This is a genomic window from Mesorhizobium maamorense (assembly GCF_044998965.1).
Lineage (GTDB): Bacteria > Pseudomonadota > Alphaproteobacteria > Rhizobiales > Rhizobiaceae > Mesorhizobium.
On sequence record NZ_CP173356.1, the window covers coordinates 6,549,320 to 6,575,346 of the forward strand.

General features: G+C 60.8%; 19 protein-coding genes and 3 pseudogenes. 9 read left to right on the forward strand and 13 right to left on the reverse strand.

Going from position 1 to position 26,027, the window contains the following annotated elements:
* Window positions 1–12: 12 nt before the first annotated feature.
* From ACIU1A_RS32485 to ACIU1A_RS32510, 6 genes and pseudogenes are all read right to left on the reverse strand, one after another.
* Window positions 13–572, reverse strand: a pseudogene (locus ACIU1A_RS32485) (leucine zipper domain-containing protein); the annotation flags it as partial.
* A 472-nt stretch (window positions 573–1,044) separates the two neighbouring features.
* Window positions 1,045–1,209: a hypothetical protein gene (locus tag ACIU1A_RS32490; RefSeq protein ID WP_404926216.1), complete on the reverse strand. Its 165-nt coding sequence runs from the start codon at window positions 1,207–1,209 to the stop codon at window positions 1,045–1,047.
* A gap of 329 nt (window positions 1,210–1,538) precedes the next feature.
* Window positions 1,539–2,852: an HlyD family type I secretion periplasmic adaptor subunit gene (locus ACIU1A_RS32495; protein WP_404928051.1), complete on the reverse strand. Its 1,314-nt coding sequence runs from the start codon at window positions 2,850–2,852 to the stop codon at window positions 1,539–1,541.
* Window positions 2,853–2,865: 13 nt separating this feature from the next.
* The gene (locus ACIU1A_RS32500) at window positions 2,866–4,593 is read right to left on the reverse strand and encodes a type I secretion system permease/ATPase (protein ID WP_404928052.1); all 1,728 of its coding nucleotides are present in this window, start codon (window positions 4,591–4,593) and stop codon (window positions 2,866–2,868) included.
* 296 nt (window positions 4,594–4,889) lie between these two features.
* The gene (locus tag ACIU1A_RS32505; RefSeq protein ID WP_404926217.1) at window positions 4,890–5,354 is read right to left on the reverse strand and encodes a hypothetical protein; all 465 of its coding nucleotides are present in this window, start codon (window positions 5,352–5,354) and stop codon (window positions 4,890–4,892) included.
* A 129-nt stretch (window positions 5,355–5,483) separates the two neighbouring features.
* Window positions 5,484–5,801, reverse strand: a complete 318-nt coding sequence (locus ACIU1A_RS32510) for a hypothetical protein (protein WP_404926218.1) — start codon at window positions 5,799–5,801, stop codon at window positions 5,484–5,486.
* A gap of 308 nt (window positions 5,802–6,109) precedes the next feature.
* On the opposite strand from ACIU1A_RS32510, the gene ACIU1A_RS32515 reads away from it, so the two are divergent.
* The 5 genes and pseudogenes from ACIU1A_RS32515 to ACIU1A_RS32535 all read left to right on the forward strand — a co-directional run bounded on the left by ACIU1A_RS32515 (window position 6,110) and on the right by ACIU1A_RS32535 (window position 10,089).
* On the forward strand, window positions 6,110–6,418 hold the full coding sequence (locus ACIU1A_RS32515) for a TrbC/VirB2 family protein (RefSeq protein WP_404926219.1): 309 nt from the start codon (window positions 6,110–6,112) through the stop codon (window positions 6,416–6,418).
* Entirely contained in the window at window positions 6,418–6,690 is a 273-nt protein-coding gene (locus ACIU1A_RS32520; protein ID WP_404926220.1) for a VirB3 family type IV secretion system protein, read from the forward strand. Before ACIU1A_RS32515 ends, ACIU1A_RS32520 begins: the two co-directional genes overlap by 1 nt.
* Window positions 6,684–7,457: pseudogene (locus ACIU1A_RS32525) on the forward strand (conjugal transfer protein TrbE); the annotation flags it as partial. The gene ACIU1A_RS32520 and the pseudogene ACIU1A_RS32525, both read left to right, overlap by 7 nt.
* Window positions 7,458–8,433: 976 nt before the next feature.
* Window positions 8,434–9,387: a DUF1403 family protein gene (locus ACIU1A_RS32530; RefSeq protein ID WP_404926221.1), complete on the forward strand. Its 954-nt coding sequence runs from the start codon at window positions 8,434–8,436 to the stop codon at window positions 9,385–9,387.
* Window positions 9,388–9,487: 100 nt separating this feature from the next.
* A pseudogene (locus ACIU1A_RS32535) lies at window positions 9,488–10,089 on the forward strand (SMC-Scp complex subunit ScpB).
* Window positions 10,090–10,131: 42 nt separating this feature from the next.
* Here the strand turns inward: ACIU1A_RS32535 and ACIU1A_RS32540 are convergent.
* Both ACIU1A_RS32540 and ACIU1A_RS32545 read right to left on the reverse strand, forming a co-directional pair.
* Window positions 10,132–10,656, reverse strand: a complete 525-nt coding sequence (locus ACIU1A_RS32540; protein WP_404926222.1) for an RES family NAD+ phosphorylase — start codon at window positions 10,654–10,656, stop codon at window positions 10,132–10,134.
* Window positions 10,653–11,039 carry a hypothetical protein gene (locus ACIU1A_RS32545; protein WP_404926223.1) on the reverse strand — a complete coding sequence of 129 codons (387 nt, stop codon included), beginning with the start codon at window positions 11,037–11,039 and terminating at the stop codon, window positions 10,653–10,655. The genes ACIU1A_RS32540 and ACIU1A_RS32545 overlap by 4 nt, the downstream gene beginning before the upstream one ends.
* A gap of 308 nt (window positions 11,040–11,347) precedes the next feature.
* Here ACIU1A_RS32545 and ACIU1A_RS32550 point away from each other — a divergent pair, with 308 nt between their 5' ends.
* From ACIU1A_RS32550 to ACIU1A_RS32565, 4 genes are all read left to right on the forward strand, one after another.
* Entirely contained in the window at window positions 11,348–11,680 is a 333-nt protein-coding gene (locus tag ACIU1A_RS32550) for a hypothetical protein (protein WP_404926224.1), read from the forward strand.
* 3 nt (window positions 11,681–11,683) lie between these two features.
* Complete coding sequence (locus tag ACIU1A_RS32555; RefSeq protein WP_404926225.1) at window positions 11,684–13,210, forward strand: hypothetical protein; 1,527 nt, start codon at window positions 11,684–11,686, stop codon at window positions 13,208–13,210.
* Window positions 13,211–13,569: 359 nt separating this feature from the next.
* Complete coding sequence (locus ACIU1A_RS32560) at window positions 13,570–16,206, forward strand: PD-(D/E)XK nuclease family protein (protein ID WP_404926226.1); 2,637 nt, start codon at window positions 13,570–13,572, stop codon at window positions 16,204–16,206.
* Window positions 16,203–19,520 (forward strand): UvrD-helicase domain-containing protein, encoded by a 3,318-nt coding sequence (locus ACIU1A_RS32565; protein WP_404926227.1) that lies wholly within the window; start codon window positions 16,203–16,205, stop codon window positions 19,518–19,520. Before ACIU1A_RS32560 ends, ACIU1A_RS32565 begins: the two co-directional genes overlap by 4 nt.
* A 38-nt stretch (window positions 19,521–19,558) precedes the next feature.
* Here ACIU1A_RS32565 and ACIU1A_RS32570 read toward each other — a convergent pair whose 3' ends face one another.
* The 5 genes from ACIU1A_RS32570 to ACIU1A_RS32590 all read right to left on the reverse strand — a co-directional run bounded on the left by ACIU1A_RS32570 (window position 19,559) and on the right by ACIU1A_RS32590 (window position 25,963).
* Window positions 19,559–21,220, reverse strand: a complete 1,662-nt coding sequence (locus ACIU1A_RS32570) for a UvrD-helicase domain-containing protein (protein ID WP_404926228.1) — start codon at window positions 21,218–21,220, stop codon at window positions 19,559–19,561.
* Window positions 21,217–23,160, reverse strand: coding sequence for an ATP-dependent nuclease (locus ACIU1A_RS32575; RefSeq protein ID WP_404926229.1), 1,944 nt, complete (start codon window positions 23,158–23,160; stop codon window positions 21,217–21,219). Before ACIU1A_RS32575 ends, ACIU1A_RS32570 begins: the two co-directional genes overlap by 4 nt.
* 342 nt (window positions 23,161–23,502) lie before the next feature.
* The gene (locus tag ACIU1A_RS32580; protein ID WP_404926230.1) at window positions 23,503–23,970 is read right to left on the reverse strand and encodes a hypothetical protein; all 468 of its coding nucleotides are present in this window, start codon (window positions 23,968–23,970) and stop codon (window positions 23,503–23,505) included.
* A complete protein-coding gene (locus ACIU1A_RS32585) occupies window positions 23,967–25,376 on the reverse strand; it encodes a B12-binding domain-containing radical SAM protein (RefSeq protein ID WP_404926231.1) in 1,410 nt (469 codons plus the stop codon). The genes ACIU1A_RS32580 and ACIU1A_RS32585 overlap by 4 nt, the downstream gene beginning before the upstream one ends.
* Window positions 25,373–25,963 carry a dTMP kinase gene (locus tag ACIU1A_RS32590; protein WP_404926232.1) on the reverse strand — a complete coding sequence of 197 codons (591 nt, stop codon included), beginning with the start codon at window positions 25,961–25,963 and terminating at the stop codon, window positions 25,373–25,375. Before ACIU1A_RS32590 ends, ACIU1A_RS32585 begins: the two co-directional genes overlap by 4 nt.
* Window positions 25,964–26,027 lie beyond the last annotated feature (64 nt).

Sequence of the window (26,027 nt, forward strand, 5' to 3'; positions counted from 1 at the left end):
GATGGCTCCGACATAATAGGCGATGGCGGCATTCAGGAAGGCAACGGCGCTTTCCTTTTTCTCGTCGGGCAGGATCTGGCTGAAGGCGACGCGGAGGAATCGTCAACGCAGAGGTGGACGAACTCCCAGCCGGTGCCGCCTTTACGGGACGCCCGGTCATTGCTTTGGCCGGTGCTATCCCCGGTGGTGTGAAGAGCTTCTTGATATCGATGTGGACCATGTCGCCTGGCGCGTCATGCTCATATCAACGCACCGGCTCTGCGGGTTCAGGTCCTTCAGCCGCGACAGCCCGGCCCGCGCCACCACCCGCCTCACCGTCGCCGGCGAGGCGGCGACCACACGTGCAATGCGCTCGCCCGTGAGGCGCTGGCGTCGCAACGCGACGGTCCGGTCGACCGCTGCCTGATCGGTCGCATTTGGACTGTGACTGGGCCGCGACGAGCGGTCGCCCATGCCGGCACGGCCTTCGGCCTTGTCGCGCTCGATCCATCGCTTCACGACCTTCGCCGTCACCGCGAATGCAACGCCGCCGGGGCTTGCGAAACGCCGCCTTCGATGACCGCAAGCGCCATCTCCTCTCAACGGAGCGGCGTCAGACGGGCATTCTTATGGATGTTCATTCGGTCCCTCCGACGAATCTGAAGCGTGGTAACTCGAGTCTCCTCGATCGGGCCGAATGGACAATTTATCGAAAGTTCACATCCAGATTTAGAAATACTGGTCCGGGTGCGTGTGAAAGTCGTCAAAAACTCACATTGACAAGCGTGATCGAATTACCCGGTTCGAGGGCAACGACCGTGTCTTTGCCAGACTGAAAGGCGCGATCGACAAGTATTTACCGTAGCTTCAGTACAATTGAACTTCACCTCGCCGATCGACGTCCCGCCCCGCCTCGAAGTCCATCACTCTATCGTTGCCGCTCTGGGCTTGGAAGACGAAGTTGTTGGAGCTTACCGCCCAACAGATGATCGTCGTCTTTGCCACCGTGGAGCAAGTCATTGCCTCATCGCAGGACAGAATATCTTTGCCTCTTCGCCGGACAGATTATTGTCGCCCTTTCCGCCGAACAGATGATCGTCGCCCCTCTTCGCCGAACTGATAATCCTTTCCCCCACCGCCCAACAGAAAATCGTTGCCCCTCTCACCATGGAGGAAGTCGTAGTCCTCATTGCCGCGCAAAAAATCGTCGCCGCCACCGCCCCATATCACATCGTCGCACTGGACCGCCGCTCACATAATCGGCGTCGTCGCCACAACGGATCTCCTCGTCCCTGGGGCGCCCCCGCTGCCGCCGCTGTGCGGAAGTCTCTGCCACTGACTAGTGCCATGTGTCTCCTGTGTTGTGTCTGATAGACGGAGCGGGCAAGTATTCGTCTCCTCCGGCCGGCGTGCATGCCGTGAACCCAGGTAGGGCGGGGGCGTACGCCGTTTCACATCACCCGCAACGACCTGCGGTTGCTGAGGACTCGGACAACCGGACGGCATCCTGATTCAGTCGTTTCGCAAATAGAGAGTTCAGCGGCGAAAAGCCCTATTTTCTATTCCTCGCGGAATGCGCGGCTGATTTGGTCGGACAGCGGCTTCACAAGATAGGAAAGCGCCGTACGCTCGCCCGTCTGGACCATCGCTTCGGCCGGCATGCCGGGCACGAGCCTCAGGTCCTTGAGTTTCGTCAGTTCCGCACGCGGGATTGAGAGACTCACCAAGTAAAAGGAAATGCCGCTTTTATCGTCCGTCACCAGATCGGCTGCGATCCGGCTTACATATCCATTCAATTCCGGCGTGGTTCTCAGGTTGAAGGCCGACATCCGCAGCATAGCCTTCTGACGGAGCTGGATTTGGTCGATGTCCTTCGGGTTGATCCGCACTTCTAGCGTCAGGTCGTCGCCTTCGGGCACGATTAGCATGATCGGATCGGCGGGCGTGATCACTCCGCCGACCGTATGAACTGCGAGTTGTTGAACGATGCCTGACTGAGGCGCGACAATACCGAGTCGTCGCAGTTCGTCTTCAGCCGACACCTTGCGTTCGATATATTCCCCTATCTGCACCTGAACCTCACTGATCTCCTGGCCGACTTCCGTCTTGAGATCCTGATCGACCTGCAGGATCTGAAGGCGCGTTTCAGTTATGCGGCCTTCCGTCTGTGCCTGATATGCAATCTTCTCACCGCGTTCGCCGCCGAAAGTGGCAACCTGCGTCTTCAAGCTATTCAAGCGCTGGTTCGAGACAAGGCCTTGTTCGCGCAGCCCACTGAGGGCAGCAATTTCCTTTTGGAAAATTTCGATGCCTTTCTCGTAGGCAGTTTCCTGCTCCTTGAGTCCCTCGATCTCGTGCTGAAACTGAGCAATGCGCTCCGCTAGCTGGGCCTGTTTTCCTTCGCGGGATTGTCTTCGGAGTTCGAATAGCCGCGTCTCGCTATGTATTACCGCGGCTGCGTCCGGACCCTCTCCGCGAGCGAGCAGCCAGTGGGGGAAGGCGATCTCCGCCAGATCGTCACGCTCAGCTTCCAGTCGTGCCAGCCGGGCGGCCAGCTCATCGAGCCGCTTGGTTATGATGACGAGATTGACGCGTGTCTGGGTGGCATCGAGCCGCATGACGACGTCGCCGGCTTTCACTCTATCACCTTCGCGCACTAGGATTTCTCCCACCACCCCGCCGGTTGGGTGCTGCACCTTCTTCACATGGGAATCGACAACAAAGTGTCCGGATGCGACAACTGCGCCGGCAAGATTCGTGACGGCCGCCCAGGCTCCGGCTCCTCCGACAACGATCACGCTGGCCACAAGGCCCACCAACAGGTGACGGCGAATGGAGCTGGAAACGTCATTGTTCTGACAAATTCCGGAGATCGGGGCCACCATATCAGCACTCGCCTTTCATCGTGTGAAGACTTGGTGCGCCTTGACGCATGCGCCTGGTGCCGTCGCTGCCCCCTTTCAGGACCTTGGACAGCGCTTCATCACGCGGACCGAAGGCCCTCTGCCCCCCACTCTCCATCGCCAACACGTAATCCACTGCACGCAGGGCGCTCCGCCGATGAGCGACGACAACCGCAATGCCCTTGCGCGCGCGCACAGAACGGATCGCCTCAACGACGGCGGCCTCGCCTTCCGCATCGAGATTGGCATTGGGTTCATCAAGCACGACAAGAAAGGGGTCCCGATAGAGAGCACGGGCAAGACCGATGCGCTGGCGTTGCCCGGCGGAAAGCGCTGATCCGGCCTCACCAATCGGAGTGTCGTAACCCTGCTCAAATCGGAGGATCAGTTCGTGCGTGCCAGCTGCTTTCGCCGCCGCCACAATAGCCTCAGGGTCGGGATCGCCTTCAAACCTCGCGATGTTTTCGGCAATGGTGCCGTCGAACAGTTCAACGCCCTGCGGCAGATAGCCGATATGACGGCCTAGTGCTTCACGGTCCCATTGATCGAGGCTTGCGCTGTCGATGCGAACCTTTCCAGCGACCGGCGCCCATGCGCCGACGATGACGCGCGACAGTGTCGACTTGCCGGAACCCGATGCACCGATGACCCCGAGTGCGCTTCCCGCCTGAACGGCAAACGCAAGGCCGGTCACGGTCGGCTTCGTATCGCCGGGCGGAACGATCGTCACGCTTTCGACGCGCAGTTCGCGTCCAGGTGCAGGCATAGGCATGACAGGAGCGGCTTCAGGAATCTTTGCCAAAACGTCCTCCAGCCGCGCCCAACCTTGGCGCGCCATGAGAAAGGGTTTCCAGCTTGAAATAGCCAGATCGACCGGAGCCAGCGCACGGCCCATCATGATCGAGCTGGCGATCATGACCCCGGCCGTAGCCTCCTGCCCTATGACAAGGTACGCGCCGACGGCAAGAATGGCCGATTGCAGCATCACGCGCAGCGATCTTGAAACGCCACCCAGCCCACCTGCCACGTCCCCGGCTTTCCGGTTGGCGGCCAGATACTTGGCATTGGCCTTGTGCCATCGGGCAGCGATCCGCTTTCCGAGACCGAGAGCTTGCACGACCTCGGCATTGCGGCGCGCAGCTTCCAGTAGACCATTGCGTACGATGCTGTGGGCAATCGTATCGCGTATCGCCCGTCGCGAGAGAGCGTTGGCAAGAAGTGTCAGAGACATAAGGACGATCGCTCCGATAAGCGCCGTCATGCCGATCCAGAAGTGGAAGATAAAGCAAATGCCAAGATAAACTGGCAACCATGGCAGATCGAAAAACGCCGTCGGGCCGTTTCCACCTAAGAATCCGCGAACATTGTCGAGATCGCGAAGCGGCTGCAACCCGTCGCCAGGCATACGCGTTAAAAGCGGAAGGCGAACGATCGCATCGTGAACGCGTCCGGAAAGCTGTCCATCGAAACGCTCGCCGATCCGCAGCAGCACGCGGGCGCGAAGGATGTCAAGCAGGCATTGGAACGCAAAGAGCCCCGCAGCAAGCACGACGAGCCCCACCAGCGTCGGTACGCTGCCACTTGCCAGAACGCGGTCGTAGACCTGCAGCATGAACAGCGGCGAGATCAGCGCAAGCACGTTGACTACGCCACTGATTAGTAAAATTCCCAACACAGTGGAGGTCAGAGGGAAAGGTCTCAAAGCTGAAATGTTCCAAGGATGGTTACTCAGGGCGCCCTCCGTACAAGTATTGTGATGATCTATCCATCTAGCACCGCACAGTGCTCGCCGCAGGAGCCTATACACTGACCGCATCCGCTCGCTGATCCAGGGACCAGTGCTTCGCGCCAAACATGCCTAGTCCTGGCATATGATGGTGCGCGTCAACAACAGCCTCCGGCTGAACCTCTGGAAGGGTGACGCTATCGACCCAGGCAGTAGGCCGGAACAGCCTTATCGCCTCGACTATGTCGGTCTCAGGGAGAGTTCCGGCGCGACCCACAGGTTTAATCACGCTCCGCCCGCTCCCGGAACCCGCGGCCAGGGCAAGTAGCGGAAAGGAAAGCGCCCGCCGGGGGTGGCGGGGCGCGGGTTCCACATAGGGTTTTCCGGATTAAATGTAGGTGAAAATCGGACGCGGTCAGGCCCAGGTCGGCCATGGCGCTAAAGCTCGTCACACCACTTATGTTGACGAAGTCATGCGCCTGGTTCTCGCCGGTGACATACGCCAGCTTCGCCATTTTGCTAAAATCGTCGTGGCAGTAGTAGACGATGATGTCGCCGACGGCCTCGCCGGAGATCTTACGCGCTGCGTCGGAGGCAGTCTCAAAAGAATCGTCAGTGATCACCACCACATGCTCGCCCTTCGCACCCGCAGACGGACCGCTGTCGAAGCTGCTCACCGGGCTGCCAGACTTTGCGGCGGCGTTGTTGACGAAGTTCGCGCCAAAACCGTCGTCGCCGAGGCCCACCGCATCGAAGGCGAAAGTGTCCTCCTTCGCGTTGAAATCGCTGATAGTGGTAATGTCCGCCGTCCCCTCGACTACTCCGTGGATCGGATTGTGGAACTGGAACAGAAACGTGTTATTGCCGCCCCCCCGTCAAATTGTCTTTGCCATCACCACGTAGAGGACATCGTTGCCGGGACCGCCGGAGAGCTTGTCATGATCCTCGCCGACGAGGCGCGGTTGGAAGCGGCCGTTGTCGCCGCGAAGATAGTGGTCGCCCGTTCCGCCCCAGATTCGGTCATTTCCCTCGCCGCCGATGCCGTGATCATCGCCATCGCCACCTTCGATCTTGTCATTGCCGCGACGATCCTCAAGCCGGTCATTGCCCTCGTCACCCGCCATCCAATCCTCGAGATCGGTGCCGATGAGCCATTCGGTACGCGAGGACTTACTCTCGATGATGTTTGCCATCGCAAATACTCCTTTTGATGCAACCCACCACGCCACCTGGCGCCCTCATATTCCTCATCAGGTAATCGGGGAAATCAAATTGGTAGATAGAAAGATTTACGAAATGGATGTGTGGCATCGGCTTCGTCCTTCTGCGTAACAGTTGCCGGTCTCGGTGGCGGCGGGCGACGCTGGCTACTCAGCCGACCAATCTGAAAAGTCGGTCGTCAAACCGGACGAACTATGGTCCAGCGGTCAGAGGCCAGCGGCGATTACGCCGTCATGCAACTGACGCTCCCGCAACTTCAGCTGTTTTGAAAGGCCAATTCATGTGCAAGAAGCTTCGCTTTCTTTCGTCCACCGCGCTCGTGCTTGTTCTCACGGTCTCAGACCGCGCAGCAGGCTCCGGCATGCCTTGGGAACAGCCGCTGCAGCAGATCCTGGAGTCTGTACAGGGACCGGTCGCCAAGATTATCGCCGTGATCATCGTCATCACCACGGGCTTAACCCTTGCCTTCGGTGACACCGCAGGCGGTTTCCACCGGCTGATCCAGATCGTCTTCGGGCTGTCGATCGGCTTCGCGGCATCGAGCTTCTTTCTCTCCTTCTTCTCCTTTGGCGGCGGAGCACTCGTGTGATGGCCGCTGGAGAGCAGCATACTGAGGGCTTCGCGGTTCCCGTTCACCGGGCATTGACCGAAGCCATCCTGCTGGGCGGTGCACCGCGAGCGGTGGCGATCCTCAACGGCACGGTGGCCGCAGCTATCGGCCTCGGTTTGCAGCAGTGGATCGCTGGGCTGGTGCTCTGGATTGCCGGCCACACGCTGGCGGTCTTTGCCACAAAACGCGATCCAGACTTCGCCAGCGTGCTCGTTCGTCACCTTCGTCTGAAGGGATGGTTGGCATGCTGAACCTATCAGAATACCGCAGCAAAGCCGACAAACTTGCCGACCATCTGCCCTGGGCAGCGCTCGTCGCGCCCAGCATCGTGCTCAATAAGGACGGCAGCTTTCAGCGGACCTTACGGTTCCGCGGGCCCGATCTCGAAAGCGCGACGGAAGCAGAACTTGTCGGCATCTGCGCCCGGGGAAACAACGCGTTGAGAAGGCTCGGCTCCGGCTGGGCATTGTTCTTCGAAGCCGAGCGCATAGAGGCGCTCGGCTATCCTAACTCAACCTTTCCCGACGCCGCGTCTTGGCTGGTCGATGAAGAACGACGCGCGGCCTTCGAGGGCAAGGTCGCGCATTACGAGAGCCGCTATCACCTGACTTTGCTGTTCATGCCGCCCCCGGACGCACGGGCGAGGGCTGAAAGCGCGCTCGTTGACGCACACCAATCTGGCGGCGGGAGAGACTGGCCCCAGGAGCTGGCGCGGTTTCGCGACGAGACCGACCGGGTCCTCGATCTTTTGTCCGGTTTCATGCCCGAGGTGCGCGTGCTCGACGATGCCGAGACCCTGACTTACCTGCACGGCATAATATCGACCCGCCGGCATCCAGTCGCGGTCCCGGAAGCGCCGATGTATCTCGGCGGCATCCTGGTCGACGCGCCGCTTACCGGCGGCTTGGAGCCGATGCTCGGCGAACACCATCTTCGCACCCTTACCGTCCTCGGATTCCCGAATCTCACCCGGCCCGGAGTTCTCGACGCCCTCAACCACCAGTATTTTGGCTATCGCTGTTTGAGCATTCGTCGCACTTCAAAGACATGTTGATATTCAAAGGTCGACCCGTAACCCGCAATAGATTTGCCAAATACACTCGATCATTATCGTCAATCCGCGGAAACCTTTAGCGCTTGGGACGCTGGCGATGTCGAGATTGCGGAAGCCGCCATTGGTAAAGCTAATCAAGATGTCCGACTCGTGGTACAGCTGCGACCGTCAGCATCGTCAGCCGCAATTTCTGCTTCTGGACGGAGGCAAAGGTTGCCTGAAAGGCCGGAATCGGCGCCAAGCTGACCTTGAGGCGGCAAGTTCAAACCTAATGCTACTGGGCCACATGTTCATGGTTTGTGCTTCGAAAATCGCATAAGATCGCAACGTGTTATGACGTCCGGAATTATTTGGCCTTTCAGGGGATTTACCAGTCCGGAATTATGGATCGCTTGTGGGTGGCCTATGCGATTGAAAACAGGAGTGTTTGCTGGCTGAGGGTAGGGATTTCCGATCCAAAGATCGAGTTTACCTATGGCCTCAATGACAGTTAATTCTGGGTTGGCATTAAGTTATTGGATTTGCGGAGAATATAGCCGCCCTTATTGGTAAACCCGCTCACGGTCAACAACGGATTGGTCAACCTAGGACGACAGGATTGGTAAACCGAAGCAGCCCTTTCGACCAAGGTCCAGCGTGCGCCTTTAGGCGCGCCTTTGCAGGCTGCGTGGCGATGCTAGGTGCGATTGTCACGACAGATATAACTCCAGCTGTTACTCGGTGGGTTGCATGCGGGCGACCGGCAGCCGCAACGCCGCCGGCGTAGACGCGCGGTTTGCCATGGTGCGCACAATGCCGCGCACGACCTCCGAAGCCCGGCTTAATTCCGGACAACGACAGATAATGCAACATTATCGTTCGTTTTTATCAGGCGACAGGCTGTGCGTTTTGGTACGAAAATCGTAGCACAAAGCGCACGAGCGCTTTACCCTCCAAAATCATGATTCGCCTTGATCCCGCGACCGCCAGCTCCTCTGCGCCGCCCTCCATTCCGGCGTGGGCGATCACAAGCGCCGGCGCGCCGAGCGACGGCGACGCCGCCTTCCGGGCCGGCGCCGCCTTGGGTGTCCTCGACACGGTCGCCCGCGCGCAACCGAGCTGGTCCGGCGCCTGGCGGCAGCGGTTGGCGCTCAACTGCGCCGCCCCCAGCATGCGGCTCGCCGGCCGCGCCGAGGACGCGGTCGCTTTGCGCGACGCCTGGTACCTCCGCCCGGCCTGCGCAGATCCCGGTCCGGCCGGCGCGGTTCTTGGCGCTTGGCGGCAGTTGGCCGTGCAGCCGCCCGCCGCCAGCGCTGATCGACTCGAAAAGATCGTCGACCAGCTGGGGCTCCATTGGGACGGCGCGGCTCTCGCTGACCTCTCTACGGAGGTAGAAGAAGTGGCGGGGTCGCAGCGGCCGGCGCCGTTCGCCGCGGCGGCAATCGCCACCCGCATCCTCGCCATGCGGCCCGACTCCGAGCTTTTGGCCTGGTGGCTGGCCGACTTGGTGCTGGCGCAAAGCCTGCGCTGGCCGCGGCCGCTGCCGCTCTTGATGGCGCAGGCCTTTGGTCCGGCTTTTCGCGGCGAGGCCGGCGGCAAGCGCATTCGACCCGGCGAAAAAGGTTTTGAGCGGGCGGTCTGCGCGGCGCTGGCGCAGGCGGCGGCGGACGCCTGCCGGCTGGCTGCCGAGCTGTCGCGTCGTGCCGAAAAACTCCTGGCCGTCGCACCAAAATTGCGCGCCAAGGGCGCGGGAGATGTGGTCCAAAGACTGCTCGAGGACGACGCCGTTTCGGGCTCGCTGACGACCAAAAACCTGTCCCGCTTTGCGGCGCGACGCCTCTTCGAGCGGCTGCAACAACTCGAGGCTGTGCGCGAGCTTTCCGGTCGCACGACTTTTCGCCTGTTCGGACTCTAGTGATGAGCGAAGCCTCTGCCGCCGCAAGCCGAACGAACAGCCTGTGTTGCTCGACACGGAATTGGACCACCTGCCGCCAGAATTGCGCTGGCGCGAATGGATGGGCCGCGTCGAAGCGGTGATCTTTGCAGCAAATGAACCGGTGACACGTAGTGTCCTCGCGCGGGTGGTGGGAAGAAACTGCAATCTCGAGCTGATCATCGACGACATTCGCGCCGAGCTCGCCGGCCGCCCCTACGAGCTGGTCGCGGTCGCCGGCGGCTGGCAACACCGGACCAAGAAAATTTTTGGCGACGCCATCCGCGCCGCCTTCGGCACGGCGGCGGGCGAGGGGGCAAAAGAACTATCGCAATCCGAAGCGCTTGTTTTGATGTGCATTGCCTATTTCCAGCCGATTACCCGCGGTGAGCTGTCGAGCTTCTTCGGCAAGGAAGTGTCGCGCGATTTGATCGGCGTGCTGCGCGCGCAAGATCTGATCGCCTCGGGACCGCGCAGCCCGCAGCCGGGGCGCCCTATACCTATGTGACGACAAAAAATTTTCTCTCGCAGTTCGGGCTCGACACGCTGCGCCAGCTGCCGGATTTCGAGGCGCTCGAGGATGCCGGGCTGCTGTCTAAGGAGAAGCTGCTGGCCGGCGGTATTCCAGCTAGGTTGCCTAGCGGCGAGGGCGAGGATGATGTCGTTGAGGACCAGGTGTCCTGAGCGGGGCGTTGTCGCGTTGCGGCCACGGAGACAGGCGCTCGCTCAGGACCAGGACGACTGGTCGTGCGGCAGCCGGTGATCGGGATCGTGAACCGCGACATGATCGCCGTCGACAAGATTGGCCGGAAAGATCACCAGGTTGGTGCCGCCGGCATGACGCAGCGACGGGAACAGGATGCCGCGCAGCCCGGTCGTGATGACCATGTCCGCAAGTTTCCACGAGGGCGAGACTTTCTTGTTGATGCGAGCGATTTGGCGCCAGGGACAATCCCATTCGCGCCAGGCGCCGTCCCAGATGTCCGGGTCGAATCCCTGCGAAAGGTCGGCCGTCTCAGCGAGTGTGACCTTGTAAGCGGCAAGGGTCGCCGGCGGGCTGATGCTGGCGCCCTGCTTGTATTCCTCCAACGCTGTCTGAGGCGCGCGGGACAGGTAAAGCGCTTCGAGGCCGGGCCGGTTGAAACGACCGCCGTCGATCGCCGCGCCTGCACCGCTGGTGGGCAGGAAGGCCCATTTGGGCGTCAGATAGCGATGGAAGATCTCGTCCGGCCCGACTCGGGTGACTTTCACCCGCGCGCCCCGTTCTCGAGATCCCGGATCAAGGCCAGGACTGCTTCGACCTGGCCATCGGCGACGAGCTCGGCCGCCGTGCGATGGCCATAGTCGGCGATCGGTTCGTTGCGATACCAGTAGATCGCCTTGTCGACGTCGCCGGTGAGCTCCGTTGCGGCCGAGATCACCTTTACCATCTCGCGCATCCGGCCCTGCAGGCGCTCCGATGACGGGTTGCGCAGCGTGTTGCGGTGAACACCGGTCAACTGCGCCAGGTTGGCCACCTTCACGCCGAGCGCCTGCGACAGGCGCTTCGGCGAAATGTAGGGCGTACGCGGCTCCTGCAGGCTATCGACAAAGCCGGAGACCATCGCATTGTGAGTTAGCAGCGCTTGAGTCATGACGAAACCTCAGAATTCACTCTGCACAATATTATGCACATAAAACTGCATATCAAGTGCCTTTCAATACGGCGTGTTTTTTAATAGTTCGCGAGGCGGAATGCAGGCTTGGTGCCGTTTTCTGCTCGGCAGGTTCCAACGACTGGTTAGCTCCCTACACTTGTGCCAGATAGGTCCGACCGGTTCCGGTTCATCGTCAATAGTCGACATAATTTTCACGTGCTTTCAAAACTCGACCAAAGGCACGCGACCGATTGACTGGCCCGCGCTGCTGATCCAACAGGGCGATACAACAGGGGAGGACGACCATGACGATCATTTCGATTAGCATTCCCACCGACTATGCCGGCGAGTTTCGGCAACTCTGGAAGGAACTCAGGCTCGCCGATGCGCTCGACCCACAGAATGATCTGGGCGATCCGATCGAGGTTGGCAACTTCGACGGTGCGAACCTTGTCCAGTGGGTGGTGGAGTTGAAGCCGCTTCTGGTGCCGCTGGTGACCGCCTCGCTCACCTATCTGATCACATCGCGTGGAGAATTCGAGTATGAAAAAGATGGCGAGAGGGTCCGCTTCAAGAATCTCAAGCCATCGCAGGTAAAGGAGGTGCTCACGCTGCTCGACGCGCGTGACAAGGACTGAACCATGATTCCCCGTCCGGCTTGGCAGGCAATCAAGCAGCGCCTCGGCCGCACGCCGGCAGGACGCGTTACCGCCTCTCACCGTGCTGCGCTTCATCGCTTGCGCGCTTTCCTCGCGAACCACTATTCCTGGATGCTTGACCATGTCGCCTTGGTGCCAATCAGCACTATGCAATGGTCGAGTGTCGTGATGAGCCATAAGGGTGCGCGTGTCGCCTTCGTCGACATCGAGCAGGCCAATGCGCTCGAGCTATTGCTCTTGCGCGGCTTCTGGGGCGAACGACCGATCATCTCACATGTAGAATTCCTTATCCGAGCAGCTGAGGCGCTCTATGACGACGGCGATCTAGCGCTTGCCGCCGCAATGACCGAGCGAGCCAATGCGCGCCTCGCCGCCTACAGCGCGGAAAAGGGGGCGGGCACTGTTGTCCCCCGGCCCAAGTATTTCGATGAGCAACTGGTCGTGATCATCGAAGCACAATTGCTCCTCACTTTCATCGCCGGCCACGAGATCGCGCATATCCTGCAGCAGGCCGAGGGCGCGCCGTCCTTCGAGATGTTCGCCTGGATTGCGAACCAGTATCAAGAGCTCCGTTTCGATAAGACCGGCGATGGTCCCGCGCGCGAACGCTTCCTCCTGCCCGAGACGGTCCAGAAGTTCGACGACAACGGCCGGCCCGACGGCTTCGCCACACGCGGCAGCAAGATGGCACAACGGATGCATGTGATGACTGCGCGGCTGATCGGCGAAACTCAGGCCGATGGGCTTGGGCTTCTCGCGGCAAGCGACGCAGCGATCGAAGCCAATATTTCGGCGGATACGCTATTCCGCATCCTTCTTATGGCACTCGAATACACCGAAATGCTGATGATGCTGCGCCGGCTCCTCCCTCGTCTGCCGCGCGGCACAAAGCGTGCTGCAATCGCTCATGAAGGGACCAACCTATTTGCCCGTCAGCTGATGCTAGTTCGACTAGTACGCGGGATCTGCAACGGCGAGACTCTAGTTCCGGAGCCGATTCGCGCCTTTTGGAAAAGCTCCAATCCGGCGGTACTCGAGGGTTTCGAGACGCTCGGTTTCGAAGGGCGGCTCGAGCAATATGGACTGCGATCAGCGGTCGCGGCCCGGGGCGGAATCGAAGTAGGTCTATTCGGCGCCCTCGGCCAGCACGTGCCAGCGGCAGAGCATATCAAAAAGCTGGGGCCATTGGCCGGCGGGTTGATCGTCGCCGAGGCGCACCGGGGCTTTGGCGAAGCCTATTACCGGGCGGACAAACATTTTGGCTGGGACGCCGAAGCTGAAGCCGAGCCAGTTTTGATGGGCTTTGCCCATGCTCTTCAAGATATGGCGGAACTCGCTGCGACCGAGACGCGGCCCAAACATCATTTTAGCCGCGCCAGCGTCCTGAGCGACGGCAGCGACACGGCCTTCGTGGAATTCCTGCGCTCGACGCGCTCGCAAGTCTTCCGGATGGAGATCAATCCCAATTGGATGGCCGGGTTCGAGGGAATGCTGAGATCGTCCCCATGACACCGCCATTGCTAGGTCGCGACTGGGAGAAGATGGCTCTGGGCCGAGCCCAAAAGGCGTTGGCAGATATCCTGCCAAGCAGGATCGCAGGCTTGATTGACCCACAGGCGACTCTAGAAGGTTGGTCGCGGTCCTTTCTGGCGACTTGGACCCTAAGGACCGATAGTTTGGTTAGAAGAGGACTCGCACTAAGACTCCGCCCGGACCGGCTCACACATTAAGCGCAAACCGCTGACTAGACCCTCGGGTAAAGTTTCCAAATCTCGACTATAAGGTTCAACGCCTAGTCGACACCTTCTACCGCAATGCAATCTTGGCCGACGCGGACGAATGCAATCAATTCTGCTACGAAGACTAGCATGACCGGTGGCTTCACTCTTCGCAGCGTGCTCGTTCAAGGTCGGCTTGCCTTTGCGATGCGTCGCGCGGCGGCCGCACGCGGTCATGAGTTCGGTCTCCAGATTATGACGACTCCTTTGCTGGCGGCACGCCTCGCTGGCGGATTGCTGCACCCAGCTTCCCGAGAAAGCATTGAAATCGGTATCCGCACGGCGTTGAGCGAACCCGGCCTTCTCCAGGACCTCGCCCCGATAGCCGACCTTCCCGGAGCGACACGTGCTATACTCCGTACGCTTCGAAATGTTTGGCGCGCAGGATTCGATCTTAGATCAGGGCCTTATGCCAAACAGCCGCGCGTCCAAGACTTGTCACGAATCGAAGACGTTGTACGTCTTCAGCTGCGGCCGGGCGAATACCTTCTGCCAGATTTAAACGATCTGGCCCGTGCTGCGGTCCGGCTCGCCCCTCGCTTGATAGGAACCCTCCGCATTGAAGGCGCGCATGCGATCGATCCAATCTGGCGGCAGCTAGTGAATGACTTGCGCGAGGTGATTGAAGTTGAATGGGACGCGCCAGCCTTCTGCGATACCGTCTGGTTCCACGGCACGCCTAGGCGGGCAGCAGGCCAGAATGGAAGCCAGCGCGGTGTCAGCTGTGCCGACCCATATCACGAGGTCCTCGAAGCGATGCGGTGGGCACGTGAACTCCTCGCCTCTGGTCGCGCCCGCGCTGCCGACATCGCCATCGTGGCAACGGTGCCGACCGCGTGGGACGACTACATGCTTTCGCTCACTTCAGCCTCCGGTCTGCCCCTTTGCTTCGTCCACGGCCGACCGGCACTCTCGACCCGGGACGGTCAACGCTGCGCCGCGCTTGCCGATGCACTGCAGGGCGGCCTGAGTCAGGCCCGGGTCCGGCGCCTGCTTTCTCTGCTCTCGGATCACGGCACCATGGATATTCTGCCGGAGGGTAGACTGCCAGTGTCTGGCGCGGCGTCGCTCTCGACCGCGGCCGATTGGGAACGCGCCCTCCGGCCTCATCCCGAGACGGCTGCAATAGTCCTGCCCATACTCAAGTTGATAGAGGCCGGAAGTGACGCTGCCGCCGAGGCGGGCAGATTGCTGCTCCGAGGGCGCTCCCGCAGACTCTGGGATGAAGCCTTGCGGTCAGCGCCGGCATCGGCGCTTATGTTCTCGCTCGAGTCCTTGCGTATTCCCGACGAGCGAGATCCGGCTGACGCAGTCGTATGGTGCTCGGGGGACCAACTCGCTGCAGCACCGCGCCGCTTCGTCTGGCTTGTCGGACTCACGACCAGCGGATGGCCACGCAGCAGTGGACTAGATCCTATCCTGCCCAGCTACATCATCCCTGCCGCGCTGGTCGACGCCGAGCCCCTCGAACAGTTGGACCGACGCTGCCTCGACAACATTCTCGCCACAGCCGAAGAAGCGGTGCTCTCATGCGGAAGACTGAGCAGCGACGGCAAGCGCGTCGGGACCAGCCCTTTCATGCCGCGTGCCGCCAAGGTTGCAAACCTCCATCGCGACGATATCGCCCCTCACGCGCTGACCGAAGCGGACCGTCTGCTTGTCCGGCCGCGGGACAGAAATTCGGACCCGATCGTCGCGACGGGCCTCGCGGCGTGGGGCGACTGGAACCTGCGCAGCCTCACCCCTCACGACGGATTCGTCGCAAGAGCCCATCCCCTCTTGTCAGCCTTGCTGCGCAAAGCCCAGTCGCCTACATCGCTGTCCCGTCTCTTGCGAGATCCTCTCGGCTATGTCTGGTACTATGCGTTGGGTTGGCGCGACGTGGTCCACAAGGAACGTGGCCTCACTCTATCCCCCGATGATTTCGGGCAGCTTATCCACGAACTGCTGCGGCGAACGGTCGATCAGCTCGAACCCGAGCCCGGATATACCGTAGCCGCTCGGCATGAGATGGAGGATGCGCTCGCGAACGCATGCGCCCAGGTCATCGAAACCTGGCCGCTGGAAATGAATGTGCCGCCGCCGGTGCTGTGGACCAACACGGTGCGGAAGGCGGCCGAGATGAGCCTCTCCGGCCTCACTTTCGAGACGTTCACAGAGCTTGGCACCCGATCCTGGACCGAGCTGCCGTTTGGCGGCGAGGTCCGAGACAACGATGTGACCCAATCCCTGCCGTGGGATCCTGCTCTCCCCGTCGTCCTTCCCGGCACGGATATCCACATTCGCGGGAGCATCGACCGCCTCGACCTTCGGGCTGCGGCCGTCGCGGCACGCGTAACCGACTACAAGACTGGCCAGAGGCCAAAGATTCCCGATCAGATGTATATCGATGGCGGCGCCGAACTGCAACGCGTCCTCTACTCGCTTGCCTGCCGCCAATTGCTGCCCGACACCAAGCAACTGGTCGCTCGCCTGATCTACCTTCGCCCGCCGGTCATCGCTTCGCCCCTGAAGAACCCGGATCACTTCATTGCTCTGGTGTCGGCCTGGGTCGGTCTCGCGCGCAGCGCCCTCGAGTCTGGTGTGGTCTACCCGGGTGTCGCGAGTATGCCGGAGCGCTTCGGCAAGATCGCACTGCCTGCGATAGCCAGCTACCTCGAACGCAAGGGCAATGCCATCCGCGAGGCGGCAGGCCGTGAGCTCTCAGCCTATTGGGGCACCAAATGACCTCAGTTCCTGATAGCACGCAACGCGAGCGCGCCCTCACCGATCTCGACGCCACGCTTCTAGTCGAGGCCGCGGCCGGCACCGGCAAAACCTCGCTGCTTGCGGGGCGCGTCGCCGTGCTGCTCGCGGCCGGCCGCTCGCCGGCATCGATAGCCGCCATCACCTTCACCGAGCGCGCTGCCGCCGAACTTCGTGGACGCGTCGACAAATTCGCCGCCCTGCTGATCGATGGAACGATACCGAAAGACCTCGAACCGGCCTTTCGAGCGCAAACGCTGAGCGAAGCTCAAGTCGAGGCCCTCTCCGCTGCGCGGGCCGGTTTGGGCGAACTCACCGCCTCGACCATCCACAGCTTCTGCCTCACTATCCTGCAGAGCTACGCCGTCGAAGCGCGCATCGACCCCGGTGCTGCCGTCATGGACGCGGACCAGACCGACCTCGCCTTCGACGCCGTCTTCGACGCGTGGCTCAACCGTCGACTCGGGCATGACGGCCGACGAGACGATCCCATCGTGGTCATGGCGGCACACGATCCAAATCTCGCAGTAAAGACGCTAAAATCCCTGGCCAGATTCCGTCGCGCCCACCCCGAGGCCCGTCCCCTTCCACCGCCACGCTACGCTGACACCATCCACGAACTTATCGACGCTGTTGCGGAATACCGGCGCTGGATTAGCCGTGTCGCCGCGCCGGACGACGCGATCGCCGACGTGCTGGCCTTCGAGGAGCTCGCCAATATGCTCGCGCCGGCAAGCGAGGCGAATCTCGATTTCGCACAACTGTGGTTGCTCGTTCACCCGACGAGCGACGCGCTGTTGCCACGCGGCGGACACGTGGTCTCCAGATACAAGAACCGCGTGGGCGCCTGGTCCCGATCTGCTGGCAAGGCTGACGGCGAAGCGTTCTCCGCCACTGGCAAGGAGCATTACGAGTGCTGCGCGCTACTCTTCGCCGACTCGATGGGCGCCATCGCTGACGCGCTGCTTGCCCGTTTCTTCGGCGAGACCGACGAACTGGTCGCCGAATTCGAGGCGTTCAAACGCAACGCCGCGGTTCTTGACTTCGACGACATTCTCGTTCGCACACGCGCCCTGCTTCGATCCGACGAGAAGGTGCGGGTGGCCGTTGCATCGAGATATCGCCACATCCTGGTGGATGAATATCAGGACACCGACCCTCTTCAGTCCGAGATCCTGTTCTTGATCGCCGGCGAGTCCGGAGGCGCGGAGCCGTGGCACAACCGCCGCCTCCGTCCTGGAGCGCTGTTCGTGGTTGGCGATCCCAAGCAGGCGATCTATCGCTTCCGTCGCGCCGATCTCAAATCGTATCTGCGCGCACGCGCCACGATCGAGGCCCAGTTCCCTGGAAACGTTCTGCAGATTTCTGCAAACTTCCGCTCCGGGAAGAGCATCCTCCAGCATGTCGATCGGGTATTCGCCGATCGTCTGGCGAAACAGCAGGGCGGCTACGCGGCTCTCGACGCCACGGTCGTCGAAGACCCAAGCCGCATCCAGAGTATCGCCAAGCTGAGCTATGACGTCCCGCCAGACAGCTATGTCAACCCGATCCGGGATCTCGAGGCGCAGGCGGTGGCGGAGCTATGCGCCAGACTTGTGGGCAACGTGTGGGTACGTCGGTCGAACGGGAAGGTCGTGCGCGCCGAGCCGGGCGACATTGCACTGCTGGCTCCCCGTCGCACCCAGCTATGGCGGTACGAACGCGCGCTCGAGGAACGGGGTCTGCCCGTCGCGTCGCAAGCGGGCAAGAACCTCTATCGTCGCCAGGAGTCCCAGGATGTCGTGTCGTTGGTGGGCGCCCTGGCCGACAGCCGCGACACACTCGCGCTGGGGGCCGTGTTGCGGGGACCACTGGTCGGCCTCACCGAAGCAGAGCTTCTGGACATCACTTCGGCCCTGCGCGAGCAGGATGAAGGCGCCGTCCTCGACCTTCAAACCGACCTGTCGCGGGTCACCCACCCTGTTGCCCATCGTGCCATACATTGCCTGCAGAAGCTATGGCGCAAGCGTCGTGGGACGACACCGTATGCGCTGCTTGCCGAAGCCGTCGAACAACTCCGGATCATCCCGACCATCGCTGCCCGCGGCTTGGATCAACAGGCACGCGCCCTGGGCAACCTCCATCTGTTTCTCGAACGCGCGCGCCGTTATCAGGTGCGGGGGCTCAAACAGTTGGCAATCGATCTCGCAGCCGAATGGGAAAGCGAAGCGGCGACCGACGAAGCTCCGTCCGACTATGAGGGCGACAGCATCGACATCGTTACGGTTCACAAGGCGAAGGGCCTCGAATGGCCGATTGTCGTACCCATCAACTTCGTCACCATGCCGGATGGCGACGATGACTTCTTCTTCGGCTCAGTCGACAACAGCGTGCATTGGACATTGGGGGATGTCGTCTCGAGCACGCTCGACGCAGCCATTGCCGCCGACCGGGCCGAGGCAGCAGACGAACGCGAGCGGCTTCTCTACGTTGCTTGCACGCGCGCCCTGGACCTCTTGGTCCTGCCGGCGCCGAGCTGGGCTCCCGACGGTGGCTGGGCAAGGTTCCTCGACCTGGGTCAAGCCGCGCTGGAGGAGGTAAGGTATCCGACTCGCCAGCCGTCCGAGCCCGTTTCGCCGCCCACGCCGAATGGGCAATCCGCCGCGATCTACGCCGACGAGCACGCCCGGATCGTCCGGCTCAACCCGAGGATCGAGTGGCGCCGCCCCAGTCTGGCGGATATCGATCGCGAGTTGCTCGATCGCGCCACGCTGGATGTCGCCGCGCTCGACGAAAGCGCGGACACGGAGCCCATTGTGGTCGGAGCTGGCGTCTCCCGCGGCGTACTGCTTCACAAGCTGATGGAGGAGTTGCTGACCGGTCTCCTCCTACCGGATCTGCCCGCGCTCGAAGACCGGGCATCGGCGCTGATCGGACAGTTGGGCATCAAGGGTCCCGAGAGGCCGGACCCAGCCGAATTGGCCGGGACGGCACTCAGGACCTTCTCGCACAAGGAATTGCAGCCCTACATTGGCAAGCTCGAGCCGGAGATACCGCTCTATGGTGCGCGGTCCGACACGATCCTGGTGTCCGCCCGGGCTGACGCGATCGCGTTCGAAGCAAATGCGCCAATCGCGGCCTTCGACTGGAAGAGCGATGTCGCGCCCACGCCGGACATTCACGCCGGCTATGTGAGTCAATTGCTCGCGTATCTCGAGCTGGTCGCGGCCGAAAAGGGCGCGATCGTCTACATGACCTCAGGCGAGTTTCACTGGGTGCACCACCGCTCCCGTGCATCCAATGATCTCGCCCCCTAGCGGCCAGCGCAACAAGGCTCAAGGGCTCGTCGAGTCGGCTAAGCGTGTGCCTGCGCGTAGCCGACAAATTCCGCTTGTGGCGAACGCTCAGTGCTCCAGTTCTTGGCTCCGTCGGGCCGGTCGCGATGCTCGCAGATCGTGAGCACCAGCCGCTGCTTGGCGCGGGAGATACCGACAAAGAAGGCCGATCGCTCCTCGGCGATCTTTCCCCAGAATGTCTCGTTCTCGACGCCCATCACGACCACGGTGTGAAACTCCAGTCCCTTGCTCTTGTGGATTGACATGATCCTGACGGAGCGATCGGCCGAGAACGCCGTGAGCGCCGTGCCGATGTCCGTTCCATCCTGCGTCAATTGCGATATGCGGGTCACCGTATCCTGTATCAGCTGATCGAGCCTGTTGCCCTGAGCATAGTCTGCGGAAAGGGCGACAATAGCATCCCGGCCAATCAGTTCGATCAACTCCTCCACCAGCGCCGCGAGCGCATCTCGATCGGCATATTTGATCTGTCCCGCCGCCACCCTCGCCTGAATGTCCGTGACAAACCGATCCCATCGGGAGCGGGCCCGATATTCCTGTTCTTCATCGAGACCTTCATTGTAGACGACGGCTTCGAGCAGGCGGCGAAACGCTTCCGGTTGTGCGCCTCCCCCGACTACAAGAAGAAAATCGGTGATCAGACGAACAACCGGTTCGGATGCGAAGTCCTGCGTCTGGTCTTCCTCGCGAAACGGAACCTTTCGGTCCCGCAACGCGGCTCGCAACTTCCGGCAATAGAGGTTCTGCTGCTTGCTCACCAGCACCGCGATCTCGGAAGGGTCCAGGCCATCATTCTCTATCCATCCCTTGATCGCGTCGGCCAGATGTGAGGCTTCCTCCCTGGCATTCTTGAAGTGAAGGATCTCGATCTCACCATCGTCACCCTGCAGTTCGTCGTCATCGAGCGCAGCAGGCGGGTCCATGACCCGCACCATCGCGTTCTGCATCCGGCGAAGTCGGGGCGCAGAGCGGAAATTCTGATACAGGTTCAGCGCTTTGGCGTGGAAATCCGAGGCATAGGTCTTGAAGATTCCCTCGAGCGCGCCGGCCCAGCCCATGATCCGCTGCTTGGTGTCGCCGACAGCAACGAGCTTGACGCCTGAGTCGAGGAAGCAGGCTTTGATTAGCGCGTACTGCTCCTTCGTGCAGTCCTGGAACTCGTCCAGAAACACATGGCTATAGGTCTGTCGAATGGCGTTCCTGGCGATGGCGCTGGACTCAACGATGGTTACAGCCAAAGGCACCATGTCCTGGAAAGTGATCGACTGTCTCTGGACCCGTGCCGGCCCGACACTGTAGTCCGCATCAAGAGCATCGCGCCCGGTCAGCGCCAGCCGGAAACGGTCGATGATGCGCTTGCCGAACGCATGGAATGTATGGCTGTCGAACCGCGCGGCCAGCTCGGGGCCGCAGCGCTTGCGAACGCGCGCCTTCAGATTGTGGCTCGCATCGACCTTGAACGAGATGGCGAGGATGCGCTTGGGATAACGGCACGTGCCGGTGCGGAGGAGAAAGTCCGCCCGCTGCGCCAGCATTTCGGTCTTGCCCGCTCCTGGCCCAGCGGTCAGCGCCAGGTTTCGGTCGATTTCTGTTGCAGCCAGGAGGGCATTCGGCTCGAGCTTGAGGTTGTCCGATGGCGTCCAGCGGTCAACGCGCATCATTCGGGCAACGCCTTCAGGTCGTCGCGGACACGCGCGAGCAAACGCTTGAGGACTTCGGGCATCTCGTCCCTCAGCTCCTCGTCCGTCAGGCTGGCCATTGCCTGGATGTGCCACACGGGCTTGCTGCCAAGCTTGAATCGCCTGTGATAGGCGTCAAAGTATTCGAGCTCGTCATCCTCATATTGGTTGCCGACAGTGTCGTGCTTCCTGCCCAGCACCGCCCTGAGGCCATCCTCATCAGGCTCCTCAAGCTCGTCCTCCTCGAGGTCATATGCGTCCGGGTAGGCGGTGAGCATGAGGAAATCGAGATCGAGCGGCGACGAGAAGAACACCCGATGCTCCTCCAGACGCTCGATCCATCCAAGATCATCCACCATAAGACCGTCGTCGCTGTCCCATGCTGGGATGGCATTCGCATCGGCCACGGTGAATCCCGCGTTGGCGACGTCGCCATAGGCAAGCAGTTGACGGGCCGCGTATCTTATCCGTCCCCAGCCACCCTGGTACCTTGCGAGGTCCAGATCGAGCAGAGTGACATGGGGGATACCGAGGCCGTGCAGGAGGCGCCAGAAATGATTGACGTGCCGGCCGCCGAGCGGCACGACCGAGATCGATGCGTCGTCGGCCAGGATCCCCTCGGCGGCCAGCAGCCGAGGCAACACGACCTCCTCGCTGTCACCTTCGCCGAGAATCACCAAGCGCGAGAAATAGAGTTCGGGAAAGGCCTGCACCGCCTCGCGAACGAACTTGTGCGCCTCCCCGTCCTCGGGCAGCTCGATGTGCCTGACGATGGTAGTGCGCTTTTCATTGAGCCGCATGTATCTGACGGCTTCCGGCGGAACGCGACGCATCAGTGAGGGGGAGTGCGTAGCGAGCACCGCCTGCGCGTCCTGTCCCCCGGCGAATTCTTCGAGCGCGCGGACGACTCGTCCCAGATAATGCGGTGATAGGCTGTTCTCGGGCTCTTCCAGCGCGATCAGCGTGAAGACAGCGGGCCGCAGCTTGTCGATGTCAAAGGCATCTGGCAGTTTGCCGCTCAGCACATCACTGCCGATCTGGTGCATGCCCAGCACGATCGAAAGATAGAGAATCGACTGCTGCCCGTCGCTCAGGCGAGAGAAATCGACCAGCTGCTCGCCGTGGCCTGGCGTGAAGCCTATGCTCAGATGGCGCAGCAGGTTCTCCAATTCGCTCCGATCAAACGAAATTGATGGGTCGGCGAAATAGTCCCCCCTGTGCAGGTTGCCCCACTGGCCCGACAACGCGTCCGTCATCCCCTCGATGGCCTTATTGCCGGCGAGGGTCGAGCTGATTTCCTCGGTCAGAGTGGAGACCTTGTCGCGTTCTCCGGCCCAGTCCGCCGCTCGCAGGGCCCGGCCAAGCTGTGCATTCGCCGAGTATGAGATGTGGTCTGCCGGATCGCGCCGGGCGGGCAGATAGTGGACCTGAATGGCGTTCCGATCGTGCTTTGCGACCCGGCTCCGCTCGAGCGGATTCCCATCGGCATCCACCTTCATGACGAAGGTGAAATTCTCTTCGATGTCATCATCCTGATCGAGCTTGGCATCCAGCCGGAAGCGTACCTGGGCCGGCCCGTCAACTCCCATCAATTGCATATGCGCAAAGTTGCCGGGAACCGCCGGTGCGTCCTCCTCCTCATCCTCGCCTGCCAGCTCCGGGAACTCGAAGTCGGCCTCTATCCAGAGTTCTCGTTCGGCCGGTACCCCATCAGGCTTCTCGTCATGCGGAACGTGAAAATCGGACTTCCTGATCTTGCGCTGCACGGGATCGAGACTGAACAGTCTGGCCAACGCTTGCAGAACCGTGGTCTTGCCAGCGCCGTTCGGACCGAGCAGAAATGTCAGATCTCCCAAATTTACTTCTACGTGCGCCTCACAAAACGACCTGAAGTTGCTTAGTCGTAGGCGCACGAGCTTCATTGTCGTCTCCTGTTTTGTCTCTGTTTGCCATCGAATCGCGACGTTATCACTGATGGCAAGTTCTTGTGCCTTGGAATAGGGTGATGTCAGAAGGCGGCTTGCCCAAATCAAGAATAAATCTAAACTGAAAAATCCGTTCTCCCTTCGGAGGCGAAACCTCGGTGTGGCATTCGACCTGATAAACCGACGCCAACTATTGAGGCTCGCAGATTTGCCCGAGGCTACGGCCATTGGCTTCGTCGCCAGCAACGTCCGCTTTCAGGAGGCGACAAGCAGCCATCAATGGCCGCCATGCTTAAGGGTTTCGTACGCCTGACGGCACCCGAAACGCCTAAGCATGTTCTAGAGCTGCGCAGCTACCGATGCATCGGTACCAACAATCGCTTGCGAAAGCTTGCGCGCATACTCCGCGCGGCGGCTTTTCGGCTGCCGCAACGCGTAAGAGGGATGATGGAAAAAATAGACCGGTGTATCGGATGATCGTTCTGCAGCGAGAGCTGCGAATGCGCGTTTGGCTTCCGCGCCAAACGCAACGATCGCTGCTAGCGTATCGTCTCTCCAGAGCCAATGGTCACGCAGCCAGGGCAACAGTTCCGCCCATGTCGGATTGCGCTCTATGCCATTCTGTCCAAATACTGGGCCGGGTATGATATTGTCACGTGCGATGGCAATTTCGCCTAGCGGCAATTCTTCCAACAAAGAGGCTAGGAAACTGCCGGAGCGGGACGTGGGAGCGAGCGGTGCATGCAATCCGCCGTCGGCGGTCTTTTTTGCGCACAATCCGAGAAACAATATCTTCTGTCCGATCATCTCGCATTTTGTAACGCCATAATGGTATATAAGTTCTTTCGAACCTGATCCACGGGAACTTCCCCGAACTGAATCCCAGTCGAGAAATTGAACTCGTCGCGGCCGGCAGAGGCTTGGATTCCGGAGGGCTCGGGTGAGCTATAGGCTAGCATTGCAGACGGGGAGTAACCCGCGCGAAGGAGGCGGTGCCAGTCTGGGGTGCCAGGATAAGGTCTGTATTCAAAGGCACTGCACCGAAAACACCCCGGAAGGGCGTCTGTCACCGACCAAAGGGTCTCGATCAGATCCAATGTTGCGCGATGTTCTTCGCGCGTTTCGGTGGGCAAGCCTAGGATGAAATAGCCCTTCACCGAAATGCCAGCGCTGCAGAGGCGGGTGACCACTCTGATGGTCTGCGCGACGGAAATTTTCTTGTCGATGTGCTTGAGCAGCCGGTCGCTGCCAGCCTCTATACCGAGAGCAACTTCGCGGCAACCGGACGCTATCATAAGGTCAATAGTGTCGTTCGGAACCTTATCGAGGACGTTGATCCGGCCGGTCGCGTCCCAACGAAGCGAAAGATTGGCTCGGACAAAGGCGTCGAGCGTCCTGACAATTATCTTGGAGTTGGCAAGAAAGAGGTCGTCGACAAATCGTATGCGGGTAACGCCGTATCGATCGCGTAGCGTGGCCATCTCGGCGATAAGATTGTCTGGACTTCGTATGCGGATGCTCACGTCAGGATTCGCGCTCACCGCGGCGCCGCAGAACGAACAATCGAAGGGGCATCCCCGTGAAGCGACCATGGCTGATTCCAGTTCGCCGGCGTCGAGGTAAGGGTCTTGCGCCAGATACTTGCGATCCAGAAACGGCATAGCATCGATATTCGGTGCCAGGAGGGCCTTGTCACCCCGCATCTGCGGCATGGTGAGACTGTCACCGTTCCGCCAGCCGATTGAGGGCAGGCTGCTGCGTGACTCGATATCGGCCAAGAGAAGCGGCACCCGGGCTTCCGCTTCGCCGACAACAAGTGCGTCGATACGGGGAATGCAATGATCCTCCAGGATTTCCCGGGGCATTGCTTTCGCCTGATGACCGCCTAGCATCACAGAAATGCCCGGATCCAGGCCGGCAAGGATTGCGCGGCTATGGGCGTAGGTTGGCGCGAGCAGGTTGAATCCCGCCCAACCTGGCTGTGCGTCGTTGATAATGCCGACCGTCTCTGAGAGCCCAAGCCCAAGCGCTTCGCTGTCGAGCAGTCCGACGCTGAAACCGGTTGCCGCGGCTACAGTAGCGATGTAGCCGAGCCCAAGGGTTGGCAGAGTGAAGTCGTTGACGCGGCGCGCGTGGCCGTAGTCCTTCAGCGGCGAATTAACGAGCAGCAGGTCAAGGCGGCCGTCCGCGCCTAGAATGCGCGGATCATTCATGACATTGGGCCACAAGCAGTGATTAGATTCACAGCGTTCATCGCGGTGTCTTCGATGGTTCCTCCCGCATCCAATGTGATAACGACGTGGCCTTTGGACCGAAGGAACTCCGCACGCTCGGCGAAAAGCGATATTTCTGTTTCGATATCCAATCGGTCCTTAAAGAAATCCGATCGCATCGGTCCACGTGATCGCCTGCGTTTGCGAAGCTCGATAGCGGTGATCTCGAGAGCAACTGTTGTAACCCCTTCAAGCAAGGGCGCGTTGCTTGCGTAGACGAAATCCTGGTCGACCCCGGAAATGGGTTGATAGACAAGGCCAGACAGCACGAATCTGTCGAGCAGAAGGTTGCCCATGTTACTTTCGATAAGTTCTGCGCGAGCTGTGGAAAGCGCCAAGCTGAGAGTCAAACCGGGTGTTGCGGAGCTAGCGAGCTTACGTATCAGCGTGTTGAGGGAGGAAGACTCCACATTGCTGAACAGCTCGTACTGCTGTCCTCGATCAGCCAATAGGGAGATGACCTGCGGCAGCAAGCTTGACTTGCCGACGCCGCTGGGGCCGTCGAAAGCTACAATCGTGCGACCCATCTCGCTTGCACCCAAGCATGCGTTGCGGAAGAATCAATAGAGAATCATTATTACACGCGCACAT

What these genes read in the sequence shown, in the direction of transcription:
- ACIU1A_RS32510 (WP_404926218.1), bottom strand. Translation starts at nt 5,801, where the DNA reads ATGGCAAACATCATCGAGAGTAAGTCCTCGCGTACCGAATGGCTCATC.
- ACIU1A_RS32515 (WP_404926219.1), top strand. Translation starts at nt 6,110, where the DNA reads ATGTGCAAGAAGCTTCGCTTTCTTTCGTCCACCGCGCTCGTGCTTGTT.
- ACIU1A_RS32520 (WP_404926220.1), top strand. Translation starts at nt 6,418, where the DNA reads ATGGCCGCTGGAGAGCAGCATACTGAGGGCTTCGCGGTTCCCGTTCAC.
- ACIU1A_RS32530 (WP_404926221.1), top strand. Translation starts at nt 8,434, where the DNA reads ATGATTCGCCTTGATCCCGCGACCGCCAGCTCCTCTGCGCCGCCCTCC.
- ACIU1A_RS32545 (WP_404926223.1), bottom strand. Translation starts at nt 11,039, where the DNA reads ATGACTCAAGCGCTGCTAACTCACAATGCGATGGTCTCCGGCTTTGTC.
- ACIU1A_RS32550 (WP_404926224.1), top strand. Translation starts at nt 11,348, where the DNA reads ATGACGATCATTTCGATTAGCATTCCCACCGACTATGCCGGCGAGTTT.
- ACIU1A_RS32555 (WP_404926225.1), top strand. Translation starts at nt 11,684, where the DNA reads ATGATTCCCCGTCCGGCTTGGCAGGCAATCAAGCAGCGCCTCGGCCGC.
- ACIU1A_RS32560 (WP_404926226.1), top strand. Translation starts at nt 13,570, where the DNA reads ATGACCGGTGGCTTCACTCTTCGCAGCGTGCTCGTTCAAGGTCGGCTT.
- ACIU1A_RS32565 (WP_404926227.1), top strand. Translation starts at nt 16,203, where the DNA reads ATGACCTCAGTTCCTGATAGCACGCAACGCGAGCGCGCCCTCACCGAT.
- ACIU1A_RS32570 (WP_404926228.1), bottom strand. Translation starts at nt 21,220, where the DNA reads ATGATGCGCGTTGACCGCTGGACGCCATCGGACAACCTCAAGCTCGAG.
- ACIU1A_RS32575 (WP_404926229.1), bottom strand. Translation starts at nt 23,160, where the DNA reads ATGAAGCTCGTGCGCCTACGACTAAGCAACTTCAGGTCGTTTTGTGAG.
- ACIU1A_RS32580 (WP_404926230.1), bottom strand. Translation starts at nt 23,970, where the DNA reads ATGATCGGACAGAAGATATTGTTTCTCGGATTGTGCGCAAAAAAGACC.
- ACIU1A_RS32585 (WP_404926231.1), bottom strand. Translation starts at nt 25,376, where the DNA reads ATGAATGATCCGCGCATTCTAGGCGCGGACGGCCGCCTTGACCTGCTG.
- ACIU1A_RS32590 (WP_404926232.1), bottom strand. Translation starts at nt 25,963, where the DNA reads ATGGGTCGCACGATTGTAGCTTTCGACGGCCCCAGCGGCGTCGGCAAG.